The sequence below is a fragment of the Chryseobacterium sp. MYb328 genome, from assembly GCF_037572595.1.
In the GTDB taxonomy this organism is placed as follows: domain Bacteria; phylum Bacteroidota; class Bacteroidia; order Flavobacteriales; family Weeksellaceae; genus Chryseobacterium; species Chryseobacterium pennae.
Genome location: NZ_JBBGZQ010000025.1, coordinates 1 through 13,829, shown reverse-complemented (window position 1 = coordinate 13,829; position 13,829 = coordinate 1). Strand labels below are relative to the sequence as shown.

General features: G+C 34.8%; 13 protein-coding genes and 1 pseudogene. 6 read left to right on the top strand and 8 right to left on the bottom strand.

Annotated elements, in window-relative coordinates:
• Window positions 1-97: 97 nt before the first annotated feature.
• The 3 genes from WH267_RS20425 to WH267_RS20415 form a co-directional block, all read right to left on the bottom strand.
• Window positions 98-1,681: a histidine kinase gene (locus tag WH267_RS20425; protein WP_340010637.1), complete on the bottom strand. Its 1,584-nt coding sequence runs from the start codon at window positions 1,679-1,681 to the stop codon at window positions 98-100.
• A gap of 272 nt (window positions 1,682-1,953) precedes the next feature.
• Window positions 1,954-2,520 (bottom strand): cysteine hydrolase family protein, encoded by a 567-nt coding sequence (locus tag WH267_RS20420; protein WP_340010635.1) that lies wholly within the window; start codon window positions 2,518-2,520, stop codon window positions 1,954-1,956.
• A gap of 6 nt (window positions 2,521-2,526) precedes the next feature.
• Window positions 2,527-3,471, bottom strand: a complete 945-nt coding sequence (locus WH267_RS20415) for an alpha/beta hydrolase (RefSeq protein ID WP_340010634.1) — start codon at window positions 3,469-3,471, stop codon at window positions 2,527-2,529.
• A gap of 147 nt (window positions 3,472-3,618) precedes the next feature.
• On the opposite strand from WH267_RS20415, the gene WH267_RS20410 reads away from it, so the two are divergent.
• The 3 genes from WH267_RS20410 (at window position 3,619) to WH267_RS20400 (ending at window position 5,962) form a co-directional block, all read left to right on the top strand.
• Window positions 3,619-3,981 carry a winged helix-turn-helix transcriptional regulator gene (locus WH267_RS20410; RefSeq protein ID WP_123318237.1) on the top strand — a complete coding sequence of 121 codons (363 nt, stop codon included), beginning with the start codon at window positions 3,619-3,621 and terminating at the stop codon, window positions 3,979-3,981.
• A 170-nt stretch (window positions 3,982-4,151) separates the two neighbouring features.
• Window positions 4,152-5,327 carry a thioredoxin family protein gene (locus tag WH267_RS20405; protein ID WP_123318236.1) on the top strand — a complete coding sequence of 392 codons (1,176 nt, stop codon included), beginning with the start codon at window positions 4,152-4,154 and terminating at the stop codon, window positions 5,325-5,327.
• Between the two features lie 8 nt (window positions 5,328-5,335).
• A complete protein-coding gene (locus WH267_RS20400) occupies window positions 5,336-5,962 on the top strand; it encodes a DUF3575 domain-containing protein (protein ID WP_123318235.1) in 627 nt (208 codons plus the stop codon).
• 326 nt (window positions 5,963-6,288) lie between these two features.
• Here the strand turns inward: WH267_RS20400 and WH267_RS20390 are convergent, their stop codons facing one another.
• Window positions 6,289-7,485 carry an exo-beta-N-acetylmuramidase NamZ family protein gene (locus WH267_RS20390; RefSeq protein ID WP_340010629.1) on the bottom strand — a complete coding sequence of 399 codons (1,197 nt, stop codon included), beginning with the start codon at window positions 7,483-7,485 and terminating at the stop codon, window positions 6,289-6,291.
• A gap of 4 nt (window positions 7,486-7,489) precedes the next feature.
• On the opposite strand from WH267_RS20390, the gene WH267_RS20385 reads away from it, so the two are divergent.
• Both WH267_RS20385 and WH267_RS20380 read left to right on the top strand, forming a co-directional pair.
• On the top strand, window positions 7,490-8,719 hold the full coding sequence (locus WH267_RS20385) for an ABC transporter permease (protein WP_340010628.1): 1,230 nt from the start codon (window positions 7,490-7,492) through the stop codon (window positions 8,717-8,719).
• Window positions 8,720-8,832: 113 nt separating this feature from the next.
• Window positions 8,833-9,816, top strand: coding sequence for a PLP-dependent cysteine synthase family protein (locus tag WH267_RS20380; RefSeq protein ID WP_089737281.1), 984 nt, complete (start codon window positions 8,833-8,835; stop codon window positions 9,814-9,816).
• Between the two features lie 52 nt (window positions 9,817-9,868).
• Here WH267_RS20380 and WH267_RS20375 read toward each other — a convergent pair whose 3' ends face one another.
• From WH267_RS20375 to WH267_RS20365, 3 genes are read right to left on the bottom strand one after another with little or no spacing between them, the layout of a single operon-like run.
• Window positions 9,869-10,396, bottom strand: a complete 528-nt coding sequence (locus WH267_RS20375) for a hypothetical protein (RefSeq protein WP_340010626.1) — start codon at window positions 10,394-10,396, stop codon at window positions 9,869-9,871.
• Window positions 10,397-10,431: 35 nt separating this feature from the next.
• Complete coding sequence (locus WH267_RS20370) at window positions 10,432-10,734, bottom strand: chaperone modulator CbpM (RefSeq protein WP_115969555.1); 303 nt, start codon at window positions 10,732-10,734, stop codon at window positions 10,432-10,434.
• Between the two features lie 3 nt (window positions 10,735-10,737).
• Window positions 10,738-11,646 (bottom strand): J domain-containing protein, encoded by a 909-nt coding sequence (locus WH267_RS20365; protein ID WP_340010619.1) that lies wholly within the window; start codon window positions 11,644-11,646, stop codon window positions 10,738-10,740.
• A 161-nt stretch (window positions 11,647-11,807) separates the two neighbouring features.
• Here WH267_RS20365 and WH267_RS20360 point away from each other — a divergent pair.
• Window positions 11,808-12,104: pseudogene (locus WH267_RS20360) on the top strand (transposase); the annotation flags it as partial.
• 180 nt (window positions 12,105-12,284) lie between these two features.
• Here the strand turns inward: WH267_RS20360 and WH267_RS20355 are convergent.
• Window positions 12,285-13,643, bottom strand: a complete 1,359-nt coding sequence (locus WH267_RS20355) for a S8 family serine peptidase (protein WP_115969551.1) — start codon at window positions 13,641-13,643, stop codon at window positions 12,285-12,287.
• Window positions 13,644-13,829: the final 186 nt, after the last annotated feature.

The window sequence follows — 13,829 nt, the reverse complement described above, 5'->3', positions numbered from 1 at the left end:
CTTAGTTTCAGCTGGCAAAGCTATAGGTATAGTGAATTATATAGAGTGTATTAGGGAGTGAAAGGTGATTATTCGGGAGTGAATGGATTTTTTCATTTTATTTCATTAATGGCAAAAAACATATAAAATATTCACCGTCTACAGAAATATGAAGTGGATTTTCTCTAAAATACTCATAAACCTGATTCAAATAGTCAATTCCAAATTTCTCTCCCTGAACAATTTCTGTTTTGGGCTGGTACGTATTCTTTACCGTAATTCCGTTTTCTTCTACTTCTATTGTAATTCCCAAGGGTTGATCTACAGTCGCAATATTATGTTTTACAGCATTTTCTGTCACGATTTGAAGAGACAGATAAGGAATACGTTTTTCTAAACCTGCAGGGTCTTTGATAATAAGCTGAAAATTCAGTTCTTCATCAAACCTGCTTTTCAAAAGTTCCATATATTTCTGAATAAAATCAATCTCTTTGGCAACAGGGACAATATTTTCCTTTGGCGGAACAATCAGGTATCTGTAGATTTTTGAAAGATTCATGGTGAATTTCTGGGCATTGTCTTTATTAATTCCAATCAGCATATACAAAGAGTTCAGAGAGTTGAACAGGAAATGTGGATTGATGTTATTCTTAAGTTGCTGCAACTGATTAATCACCTCTGCTTTATGCATCTTTTCATTCTCTACCAACAATAGATTTTTTTCAGACTGTATCTTTTCTTTTTCTTTGTAAGCCATACTTGTAGACCGTTGGAATAAAATAAAAACAGTGACAATCAGAAATAAAGCAGCCAGAAATATATAAACTGTATAAGCTTTTACTTTATCTATATTCTCATCCGTAATAAAATTGACATAATTCACTACTGCATATCCGTCAAAATTGTCGGTTTTCAAAGGTTTTATAAAACGTGTCACACCTATTCCCAGGTATTCAGATGTGGCAAGGCTTTCTGTATGTCCTGATTTTACCTTACTGCACAAAGTATCATTTGCCTTGATATCCGTGAAATCGAAAACATTTTTCCCGATGTACTTTTTCTCAGGATGGGTAATACAAATTCCTTCCCTGGTAAAAACGTAAGCGTAGGTATTTGAGCTTTTATCTACATTGGTAAAATATTGATGAAGATCATCTAAACTTACGGTAGAACCATAGTACAGTATATTTTTCTCTGGTAATACAAGAGAATCATAACTCACCCAGAACATGCTGTCTTTACGGCTTATTAAAAGATCTTTAAAATGTCCGGAACCGCTATTTTTTATGGAAACAGATCCTTCTGCTTTGTTTCTATCCTTGAAAATGCCGGATAATGGGTTATTACTTTCATACTTTCCTGTTTTATTATTGTCATAGTAATACCAGCTATATGTTAACAGGTTTCTTTTTTTATTTAAATCATTTAAAACCAAAGAATAATCTCTGTAGTTTTTCAATCCGTCTTTTTGAATCAATTCACGAAGCAGATACTGATAATCTTCAATATTCCTGAATTCACTTTCCACAGATTCATATTTTCTAAAGAAAGTTTTTTTCGCAAAGTCTTCATTATTTTTACGGTTATCTTCAGCAATTAAATGACTTAAAACGGCAAAAGCCACTACTGCAATTAAACAGGTGGATAGGGCGGCAACGTAAATAGATTTTTGGGATAAGGCGTGTTTAAAATTAATACTCAAGGTCTTCTACATTCTATTCTCGTACACAGAAAACCTTAATTACGCTATAGTAAAGCCTGTGTTTTTAAGATCACCTCTGTAGATAAATTATTCGTTTGCAAAGATATAACAAAGATTTCAGGACCATTGAGTGAAATAAAATTATCTTAAAACTAAGCTAAATACAAATGATTACTGACAAAAATATTTAGAATAAAAGATTTCCTTTCTAAAAAATAAAAACTGCCATACACGTACAGCAGTTTAAATATATTCATGCTTCTAACTCTTTTCTACAAATCTTCAAATAATTCTTCACTATTCAGGACAGTTGCAAATTCTTCATTCAAATTGGCTAATGCCATGAGATGAACTAGTTCTGCATCATATTTTTCTCCATGTATTCCTATTCTGTCAAAAGCTGCTGTAGCATCTGAAATAACATAGGTTTCATATCCGAAGTTCCCAGCCATTCTTGTTGTTGTAGAAACACAATGATTTGTGGTAATTCCTAAAATAACGACTGTATTTATTTTCTGAAAATCTAGTTTTTCTTTTAAATCTGTTCCTATAAAAGCACTGTTTACATTTTTAGTGATAATACATTCCTCATTTTGAGGTAGGACATTATCATTGAATTCAAATCCCGGATCAGATTCATGCAGTTTAGATTGAGGATTTACTGAACTGTGCCGGACATGAAATACAGGCAAATTCAATTCCCGCCATCTTTCCAGTATTTTTCTGCTTATTTTTTCTGCGTCTTTATTATTTCTGTTTCCGCCCCAATAGTTTTCATCAAGAAATCCTTTCTGAATATCAATAAGAAGCAACGCCGGTTTTTTATCTCTTAATTTCATCTATTCTTATTTAAAGAGCCTGCTCATTAAAAACTTTTTATATTCATCAGTCAAAGGACAGCCAAAGAGATCGAATACATGTACCGCTCCGGGAACCACCCATAACTCAGTACTAACACCTGTCTGATATAAAAGCTGGGAGAATTCAATCCCTTCATCTCTTAAGGGATCAAGTTCACAAGCTACAATTGTAGTCTGAGGCAACGCAGAAAAGTTACGATAATGAGTAAGGTCTGAATAAGTTACTCTTTTGTCTCTATTTTCTTCACCCAAAAAATGCTGCCATGCTATTTCAGCATATCTTCTGCTCCATAATGGAGAATCTGTAAACTCCTGCATAGAAGGTGTATCCAGTCCATTATGGATAACAGGATATAATAAAAACTGGTGTTTTATATTATTAATATTCTGGTCTGCAGCCATCTGAGCTACTGCTGCAGCTAAATGTCCTCCAGCACTTGCTCCCATTACGGTAATCTGCTCAGCATTTACTCCAAGCTGGTTTTCACCTTCTTCAATCACCCATTTCAAGGCATCAAAACTATCCAAAACAGGTACAGGGAAACGATATTGAGGCGCTAATCTGTAATCTACAGATATAATTGTTGCCTTTAATTCATCTGCCATTTCAAACATTTGGCTGTCTACCTGTTCCGGCAAACCAAAAACATATCCCCCACCATGAAAATAAATCAAAGTATTATTCCTTTTAAATTCTTCAGATTGGTAAATATGCAACCGTATTTCTTCACCGTCCACCGAACTTCGGATAAAAATATCCTTCACCTTGATATGATCCGGCCGCTGAACAGGATAAGCCTTGGTAAATTCTATTCTTTCCTTCTGTATTATTTCCGGAGCATTCAAAAATATATTTTCATCGATCTCCAGTGAATATGGAACGCTTTCTATACTAACCCTCAGCTCCTTATTAATTCTATTCAAATCCATAATATTACTATATAAAAAATCTATAATAAAAGTTTATGAAACCAGGATATACATCCTATATTTCCCGTTTTATTTGTAAATTTAAATCATCAGTACTCTATAGTACAAGTGTACAATGGGTTGTATGGAACGAACAAAAATGTTAGTATGAGTATTAAAGAATCATCCACCAATAATGAGAATAAAAAAACGTTGGAATCCAGCTGTTCTGAAATTTATGCAGTGAATCTCATCAGTGGCCGATGGATTCTTTCTATCTGTTATCATCTCAAACAGGAAAAACTAAGGTTTTTTGAACTGAAAAACAGAATTCCCAATATTTCCGAAAGAATGCTTACGCTACAGCTTAAAAAAATGGAACAGGAAAATCTGATTGTAAAAACAGTATATGCTGAGATTCCACCCAAAGTGGAATATGAATTATCAGAAATAGGGAAAAAACTATTGCCCGTCTTAAGCCAATTGGAAGTTTGGGGTAAGGAGCATAAAGAGTCTTTAAACAAAAAGTAAGCTTTTTTTATCAGGAAACTTTAGTGGTTCTTCTGTATCTTATTAGATAACTTAGAGTAACCGGATCAAAAAATATAAGTCTTAAAATTAGTTAATAAATCATTCAACCTTCAGATTCCCTCCTTTATATTTTGAAAATTATTTATCTTCGCTACAAATCTTATTTGAAAATGAAGAAGATCATCTCAGGGATATCTATTGTTTGCTCTATCATGATCTCCGCTCAGGAGACTATACAGTTCCAGGAACTACCATTTAAGGATATTATAGCCAAAGCTAAAAAGGAAAAAAAACTGGTTTTCATTGATGCTTATGCTTCCTGGTGTGGACCATGTAAGATGATGGAAAAAAATGTTTTTCCTCAGAAATCCGTAAGAGAATATTTCAATACCAATTTCATCAATGCAAGATTTGATATGGAAAAAGGAGAAGGAAGAGACCTTGCTTCTAAATTTGGAGTCCGTTCCTATCCTACTTATCTTTTCCTGAACGGTGAAGGTGAGCTTGTTTCCAGAAACACAGGCTATATGGAAGAAAGTATGTTTGTGGCTATGGCTCAGGATATCAATTCACAAGGAAATAAAAAAGGTTCTCTGAAAGAGAGATTTGCCAACGGAGAAAAAGATCCCGAATTTCTGATCAATATAATGAGGCTAAACTCTGATACAGATTACGAGTTTGCTAAAAAGGCCTCCGAAAGGTATTTTGAAAACAAAAAAGCAGCTGAACCGCTTTCAAAAGATGACATAGGATTCATGCTATTTTTCTTAAAATCAACTGAAGATTCCAATTACAAAGCTTTTACTTCCAGAAAAGCAGAGATTGTCAAATTTCTTCCTGAAGAAACATATAATGAATTTGATGCTCAGCTTAAATTATCGAAGATCATAGAACAGTCCATTGATGACAAAAATAAAAGGATCAACGATGAATACTTTATGAAAATGGCTGAACCATTGGTAGGAAAACAAACAGCTACTACAAAACTCAACCAGACAAAGCTTAACTATTATGAGCGAAATGCCAATTTCCCTGAATACGAAAAAGCAGCATTGGATTATTATAAAACCCCGGATTCATTTAATCCTGATGAACTTTTAAGAGCAGCATGGGTATTTGTAGACCATGTAAAAACACCATCTTCATTAAAAAAAGCAACAGAATGGGCAGAAAAGTCCGTAATGAGAGGAGAAACTTCTGAAAACACTTATATCCTTGGTAAACTTTATTTCTTAACCGGAAATAAAGAAATGGCAAAAAACTACGCTGAAATGTCTAAAAACATGGCAGTTCAGGCTAACAGAGATTCCAAATTAGCTGAGGAATTATTAAAACAAATAAAATAAACATATTGATGAAATACAGAGTATTAATGGGAGCTTTGGCATTTCTGAGCATAGGATCTCTAAAGGCTCAGGAGCAGGAACAAAGCGAAGAGAAAAGTTTGTATGTAAAGGGAAATGCTCTTTTTTTACCGGTAGGTGTTTTTAATCTGGGTGTAGAAAAACAGATTAGTCCTAAATATACCCTTCAGGGAGATGTGTTTATCTCACCATGGAAGTCTTTTGCAGGACACGAATTACAGTTTTACTCTGTTTCTGCCGAAGGAAGATATTACTTCCAAGAGGCTTTCAAACATTGGTATATAGGAGCAAATATTGCTTTTGCTGCTTATAATCTTCAAAAATGGAATTACTGGAAAGACGGATCATTTACCAATGATGCTGGAGAGGTTTTCCAAAAAAGTAATCTTTATCAAAAAGGATATTCAATCATGCTAGGAGTAACAGGTGGATACCAGTTTCAATTATCAGAACGTTGGAATCTTGATCTATATGCTACTATCGGAACTTCCCAGGGATTCTATAAAGGCTATGATAAAACAACTGGTCAACGTTATGACGGCGCTGACGGACTGAACAGAAGTGGTGAAATCATCCCCTACAGAGGTGGAGTCATGATCTCTTATAAATTTAAATAATACAATGAAGCTTTTCGGAAAAAATCATATTATCATTTCAGTGATCACTTTTGTGATCCTTTTTTTAATGAATTATCTGGGAAATGATCTTCCAGACAAATTACAGAGAGCCTTATTAACTGCTTTTGCAGGAGTTGTCGGCTTAACTATTGGATTGTTTATATTAAATAGGGGCAAAAATGATAAAAATCCACCCCAAAATTTTGATTAATTAAAAGTTGGAAGCTGGAAGTTACTTACAGTCGCATTATCACTAAATGGTCTTTTAAAAGAATAAATGTCACACTTTATGACCTTTATAACTTCAAGCTTCCTGCCTATTCTAATTAATCTTCGTACGTCACATATCGGGTTCTGATCTTTTCAAAATCCTCCAGATCCTTTTTCCATGAAGCCTTAATTTCAGGAATTGATTTTCCGGCAATAATCTGTTTTCTGAATTCATCAGTTCCCGAAAGGGTATCAAACCACAGATTCTTCAAAAAGAAATCCAGCTGCGGATTTTTATAAGCCTGATAAGCCTTGATTACCCATTCAAGATTCAGTTCTCTCAGGTCCTTAGGATAGCCGGAAAGGTTTTCTCCATAACACAGCTTCCCGTTCAGAAATGGATCCTTAGCTCCATAGCTTGGTTTAGGGGTAAATTTATAGGGTAAACTTTCCGTCCACGGTGAGCCATAAATCTGAAAAGGCTGATCAGTCCCTCTTCCTACAGAAACCTGAGTCCCTTCAAAAAAACATAAGCTAGGGTATAAATTAATCGCCTTATCATTAGGTAAATTTGGTGATGGTTTGTCTAATATCGTATAGCGTTGCTTTTTATGGTAATTTTTCATTGGAATCAGGGTATATTTTGCCTGAACACCATTTTTCAGCCACTTTTCTCCATTTACCATATTTCCATATTCCCCGATAGTCAGTCCATAAACTACCGGAACTTCGTGCATTCCAACGAAACTGGCCCATTTTTTTCTCAAAACAGGGCCGTCTGTATATCCGTCATGCGGATTGGGGCGATCCAGAACCATTACTTCAACCTTATTTTCAGCACCTGCTTCCATGAGATAAGTTAGAGTAGAAATATATGTATAGAACCTCACTCCCACATCCTGAATATCAAAAACAACAATATCTATTCCTGCCAATTGTTCAGGTTTCGGCTTTTTATTACTGCCATACAGGGAAACAATGGGAATTCCGGTTTTTACATCCACCCCGTTTTTCACTTTTGCTCCCGCATCAGCATCTCCTCTGAAACCATGTTCAGGGGCAAAAATAGCTTTGATCTTCACCCCATTTTTGACTAAAAAATCTACGAGGTGAGTTCTGTCACTCATCAAACCTGTCTGATTGGTTACTACTCCAATCGTTTTATCTTTTAATAAGGATAAATAAAGCTCAGGCTGATCTGCTCCGGTTTTAAAATCCGGTTGAACTTGAGTTTGAGAATAATATTGGTTGAATACTCCTAAAAAAATTAGGCAAATCAGAAGTAAATTTTTAATTTTGAAATCTAAATTCATAAGCTTGAAGTTTCCTTTATATTTCTCTAGAAAAATAGCATTTTCCAAAGATAACAAAAATAACCTTTCAAGGGTTATCATCTTCATTGGCAGGCTTTCCGTAGCACTGGGAATCATTGTTTCCCTGATTACTGTAGCCACTGGATTCGGTTCCAAAAAAGCTATTAAGGAGAGACTGGCAGATTTCAGCGGACACATTACGGTAAGATCTACCCGATCCAATTCCTCTTATAACACCTCGGTTTTAGATAACCAGGGATTGAATATTGCTAAAATAAGGGAACTTCCTGACGTGGAAAGCACCCAAAAATATGTGACTGTTACCGGGATTATGCGTAATGAGCATAATTTTGCAGGAATTATATTCAAAGGAATCGGAAAAGACTTCGACAGTTTAAGGTTTAAAAAATTCCTTATCGCCGGAACTACTCCCAAGGTTACAGAAGTAGGCTTCAACAATGATGTGGCCATTTCACAAAAAATAGCCAAAGATCTCCACCTTAAAGTAAACGACAGTATCGTTACGGTTTTCTTAAAAGCAGATCAAAAACCACTTTATCGTAAATTCAAAATTATCGGAATCTATAGAACGGATATCAAACTTATTGATGAACAGTTTGTGATTGGTGGAATTAATCATGCCAGAAAAATTCAGGATATGAAGCCTGATGAGATTGGCGGAATCGACATTTTCCTGAAAAACGTTAATGACATCGACAAAGATTTTCCTGAAATCGAAAAACTGATCGGCTATAAGAATTATGCTGAAAAAGCAACTGAAAAATTTCCACAAATCACGGACTGGATCAGTATTTTCGATACCAACATCGCTCTGATCATCATTATCATGCTGATTGTAGTGGTTATCAATATTATTATGGTTCTTCTGATTCTTATTATTGAAAGAACCAATTCCATAGGTTTGCTGAAGACTTTAGGAGCTAGCAATGCGCAGATCAGAGCTACCTTCATCAATTATACACTTATCATCATGATTCCAGGTCTTTTATATGGTAATGCCATTGGATTAGGATTAATTCTTATCCAGAAATTCTTTGGAATTATTAAGCTTAACCCGGAAAATTACTATGTGAGTACAGTTCCGGTAGACCTTAACCCTGTGGCCATTGTATCTATTTCATTAGGAATTTTGGCTATATCTGCTCTTGCCTTAATTATTCCGAGTTATCTGATCAGTAAAATTTCTCCGGTGAAGGCAATCAAGTATAATTAAACTCAATATCAAAATTTAAAGTTTTTGCTGATCTGTTTTTGATCTTTAAAGACGTATGATCTCAATACAGATAATTTTAAAAGCATTATCTTTGCACCGCATATAAAACATTTATGAAATACGCAAAAAACATCCTTGAAACTATAGGAAATACACCATTGGTAAAACTTAACAATGTATTAGGTGAAGACTTTCCTGCATTAGTTTTAGCAAAAGTTGAGACCTTCAACCCCGGAAACTCAGTGAAGGACAGAATGGCTCTAAAAATGATCGAAGATGCCGAAAAAGATGGCAGATTAAAACCTGGGGGAACCATTATTGAAGGAACTTCCGGAAATACAGGAATGGGACTGGCGCTGGCTGCTATCATCAAAGGATACAAATGTATCTTTGTAACCAATTCCAAGCAATCTAAAGAAAAGTGCGATATCCTTCGTGCTGTGGGTGCTGAAGTAATCGTTTGCCCTACAGATGTAAAACCTACAGATCCGCGTTCTTATTATTCAGTATCTAAAAGACTGGCTAAGGAAACAGAAAACGGATGGTATGTAAACCAATATGACAACTTATCCAACAGAACCGCTCACTACGAGTCTACAGCGCCTGAGATCTGGGAGCAGACGGAAGGCAAACTTACTCACTTTGTAGCAGGAGCAGGAACAGGAGGTACCGTTACAGGATGTGGAACATTCTTCAAGGAAAAAAATAAAGATATTAAAGTGATTGGAGTTGATACTTACGGTTCTATCCTTAAAGAATTCCATGAAACCGGAGAATTACACTACGATCACGCTTATACTTATATCACTGAAGGAATTGGTGAAGATATCATTCCTGAAAACTACGATATGTCTGTTATCGATCATTTTGAGAAAGTAACTGATAAAGATGGAGCCATCTATGCAAGAAAACTGGCTAAAGAAGAAGGAATCTTCTGTGGATACTCTGCAGGAAGTGCTATTGCATCATTGATTCAGATGAAAGATCAGTTCACTAAAGATGATGTTATTGTAGTATTGCTTCACGATCATGGTTCAAGATATGTAGGAAAAATCTACAATGACGAGTGGATGAAAGAAATGGGGTGGCTGGAATAAGCGAAAGACAACATTATAAAATAAAAAATCAGAGCGTCTTGCTCTGATTTTTTTATGATTTTATATTCTCTTTTAAAATGGTCTTAAGTAAAGAATATTCTCTTTCACTCATTGCCTTTCTGGGAAACATATAGCTGTATTTTCCTTCAAGGGAAATGAAATCATTGTTACTGTCAAAAAACTCAAAGTCTTTCCATTCACTGGTCTCTTTTTCACCATCAATATTGACTGTAAAAAAATTATGTTCGATTCTGATTTCGTAAATCTTACATTTTTCCAGAGTATTCAGGTAATGATTTACCTGTTTTTTCCATCTTGAAACCTTATTAACACTTACAGACAGATAAACAGCACAAAGCAGTAAAATAAAGCTGAAAAAGTATAAGATACCTTGACTTTCTTTACTAAAATTGTCTTTCAGAAGTAATGCAACCAATAAAATGATGGCTGCTGCAATTGTAGTTATTGTTTTACCTTTAGTGGTAGGAGAAAAAAGCAGACTTCCCTGATTTCCGCTAAAATAAATATCTTCAAAATTCTTTCTCTCAGGTTTTAATGTAATTACTTTTTCCTCACTCATAATACATGGTTGCTTTAAAAAGCTACAAAACTAAGCTAAATATCTTCATATTGGTCACTGATTGCTGAAAGTTTATTCATCAGCTCTCTGTTTCTCCGTTTTAAAGCGTCCAGTTTTTTCAGCATATTATGAATAACTTCCAAACCGGGAAGATTGATTTCAAGGTCATAATGCCAGTTGGCAAATTTTTCCAGATCCGGCAGGTCTTCATACATCAGATAATGAACTTCATTTTCAATGTATATGTTCAGCAGACCATAATCTACAAGCTCATCAAAAAAGGTGATTTCTATATTGTATATTCTTACGAGTTCTTCCCGTGATATTCTTTCACTCATAGCCTAGGAATTTTTAAGTTGTTCAAAAAGTTCTTTCTGCTTATCGGTAAGGTTAACAGGCAGTTTCACTTCGTAGGTGACAAAAAGATCGCCATGTTCCCCATCTTTTTTATAGACAGGGAAGCCCTTTCCTTTCAGTCTTACGGTTATTCCGCTTTGGGTCTCCGGTTTTACTTTAAGATTGACACTTCCATCCAGTGTATTCACTTTTACGTCCCCTCCTAAAACTGCGGTATACAAATCAATAGAAATCTTCGTCTTAAGATCATCCCCTACTCTTTCAAAATCAGGATCTACAGGAATATTGAAGATAATATAAAGATCTCCGCTTGGACCGCCATTTACTCCCGGATTCCCATGGCCTTTTAATTTGATTTTCTGCCCATCATAAACTCCGGCAGGAATCGTAATTCTTACTTTTTTGCCATTAATTTCAAAAGTTTGCGGATGAGTTACAGCAGCATCTCTCAACTTCAGATTAAGTTCAGCTTGTACATCCTGTCCTTTAAACTTTCCTGAAGCTCTTCCTCTTGAACTTTTACCAAAACCGCCAGATCCACCAAACATATTTTGGAAGAAATCTGAAAAATCTTCGCCTTCTCCAAAGTCCGCACCGGAGAAACCTCCATCATGGTTCTGTTGCTGGTACTGTCTTTGCTGCTGTTGCGCTTTTTCATACTCTTCACCATGTTTCCAATTTTCTCCGTATTTATCATACTTTGTACGGTTTTCAGGATTGCTGAGAACTTCATTGGCTTCGTTCAGCTCTTTGAATTTTCTTTCTGATTCTTTATCATCAGGATTAAGGTCCGGATGCAGCTTTCTGGCCAATTTCCGATATGCCTTTTTGATATCATCCTGGGTTGCGCTTTTATCTACGCCTAAAATTTTATAGTAATCTATATAAGCCATAGAAACGATATTTACTCAAATTTATGAAATTAATCTCTGAAATCCCATAAAATAATAACAAACAAAATATAATCTTCAGTAGGAAATTGGCCTTTAAAATAACAATTGAATTTATAATAAAAAACAGATGAATTACTGAGGTCACTGAAAGATAAAAAGGGGTTGAAAAATGTAAAATTTGTTCATTAAAAGAAGGTTGTCACAAAGAAGGTTCTAAAACAAAAACGCATTCAGTCTCTATAAAATCAGAATTACATCAAGATCAAATGGCTTTTCAGAAAAGTGATTATTACAAAGAAAAACCAAAGTATCGGTATAGAATTGAAGCTAAAAACAATGAACTAAAAAACGTACATGGGTATGACAGAGCAAGCTCTTATGGCATTGAAAATATACAAATGCAGGGAGCAATGGCTATTTTCGCAGTCAATTTAAAAAGAATATTGAAACTTATCTAGAAAAAAACATATTCATCAAAGCAGACTTCAAAAAAGCTCAAAAAAAAAGAGCTTAATACGAGGTTTAAAATCACGTAATAAGCTCTTAATTTCTTACCCGAAATATATGCATTCAAAATGAATACACTTTTTCAGTGGTCTTGAATTACTTCATCCCTTTTTTATTTAATTTATTAAACATTACCTATGAATAATATTGTCAATTACACCATCTTTATCAGAACGGTAGTCTGCTAAAACGTAAGTATTTGTCGGTCCATATTTACCTGTATAATATTTGCCAAATGTTCCGTTAGTTAAAAATCCGTATTTATATTCCCAATAAGCAGATTTCACACTACCGTCTGCTTTTGGTGTCCCCAGAAGCAACACACCCGCAGCATGTGGTGATGCCATAGAAGTTCCACTAATGGTATTGTAACCACCATTCAACCATGTTGATTTTACTTGATAGCCGGGAGCTGCATAATCCACACAAGTTCCATAATTAGAAAAAGAAGCCCAGTAATCGCCTTGGGCTACAGCAGAAATCGTATAAATATTAGCATGATTAACAGCTGCTGGCGAATAATAATTAGCATCGTCATAGGAATTCCCTGCTGCTATTGCTATTTTAATCCCTTTTTCAGCAACTTTTAACACGGCCTGATCGGTAGTAGAAAGTCTAAGTCTTCCGTTTGCAGGGCCTAAGCTCATATTCACTACATCATTTACTGAAGCATTGGCATATACATAATCCAAAGCAGAAACAGTCCATGAAAAGTCACCAAATCCATCATTTTTCAAAACCTTTAATGCAACAACTTTTGCTCCAGCTGCTACACCTACCACTCCAATGTTATTATTAAGAGCTGCTATAGTTCCTGCAACATGCGTCCCATGCCCATTTCCATCATCAGGATTATTATCTCCTGCAAAAGAAACACTTCTCTGTGTATCTACATTAAGATCTGGATGATCTAAATCTATACCTGAATCAATAACCCAGGCTGTTTTTCCTGTCCCATCACCTGCCCCACCAATTCTGGTAATTCCCCAAGGGGTTTCTTGCGAAGAAACAGCTTGTGTAACAGCTCTGGTTGACGTCCCTAAAGAAACTTGATAATCTTGTTCAACACTTTTGATTCTAGAATCTTTTTTAAGTGTTTCAACCTCTGCATCTGTAAGGTTTTTAGCTACAAATCCTTCCAAAGCATAGCCGAAAGCATTAGAAATTTTTTGATTATCAATACCTAGTTTCAAACCATCACTATTTTTTAATTTATCTAATAGTACTCCGGTTTGTCTTAAATAGCTATCTCTGCTATTATTCGTCCCTTTAGAAACAGTAAATCCATTTTTTTCCAAAACACCATCATTTAAAACAACAACATATTGTCCGGGAATAGGCTTAGCATCACCAGAAGCTATAGCATCAGAATTCACTGCAGCATTTGCATCAGGATTAGATTCGGGACTATCACTAAGTCTGTCAGAGTTACAACTTACAGTGATTGCTGCAGCAAGCAACAATAGCGAAATTTTGTTTTTTCTTTTCATAATTTACAATATTTTTTTATTTGTGTTTTATAAAAATATCACAAACATTTGAAATAAAAAAAAAGAATTTATTAATATTTTTTGAAATAAATTGATGAAAACCAATAATATAAACACATAAATTACATATTAGATAATTTAAATATTTTCATTAATTTCAATTTTTAAAGAAAAAAAATATATAAT

Coding starts and splice junctions, on each gene's coding strand:
- WH267_RS20355 (WP_115969551.1), bottom strand. CDS start 13,643: ATGAAAAGAAAAAACAAAATTTCGCTATTGTTGCTTGCTGCAGCAATC.
- WH267_RS20375 (WP_340010626.1), bottom strand. CDS start 10,396: ATGAGTGAGGAAAAAGTAATTACATTAAAACCTGAGAGAAAGAATTTT.
- WH267_RS20400 (WP_123318235.1), top strand. CDS start 5,336: ATGAAATACAGAGTATTAATGGGAGCTTTGGCATTTCTGAGCATAGGA.
- WH267_RS20420 (WP_340010635.1), bottom strand. CDS start 2,520: ATGAAATTAAGAGATAAAAAACCGGCGTTGCTTCTTATTGATATTCAG.
- WH267_RS20380 (WP_089737281.1), top strand. CDS start 8,833: ATGAAATACGCAAAAAACATCCTTGAAACTATAGGAAATACACCATTG.
- WH267_RS20390 (WP_340010629.1), bottom strand. CDS start 7,485: ATGAATTTAGATTTCAAAATTAAAAATTTACTTCTGATTTGCCTAATT.
- WH267_RS20410 (WP_123318237.1), top strand. CDS start 3,619: ATGAGTATTAAAGAATCATCCACCAATAATGAGAATAAAAAAACGTTG.
- WH267_RS20415 (WP_340010634.1), bottom strand. CDS start 3,471: ATGGATTTGAATAGAATTAATAAGGAGCTGAGGGTTAGTATAGAAAGC.
- WH267_RS20405 (WP_123318236.1), top strand. CDS start 4,152: ATGAAGAAGATCATCTCAGGGATATCTATTGTTTGCTCTATCATGATC.
- WH267_RS20370 (WP_115969555.1), bottom strand. CDS start 10,734: ATGAGTGAAAGAATATCACGGGAAGAACTCGTAAGAATATACAATATA.
- WH267_RS20365 (WP_340010619.1), bottom strand. CDS start 11,646: ATGGCTTATATAGATTACTATAAAATTTTAGGCGTAGATAAAAGCGCA.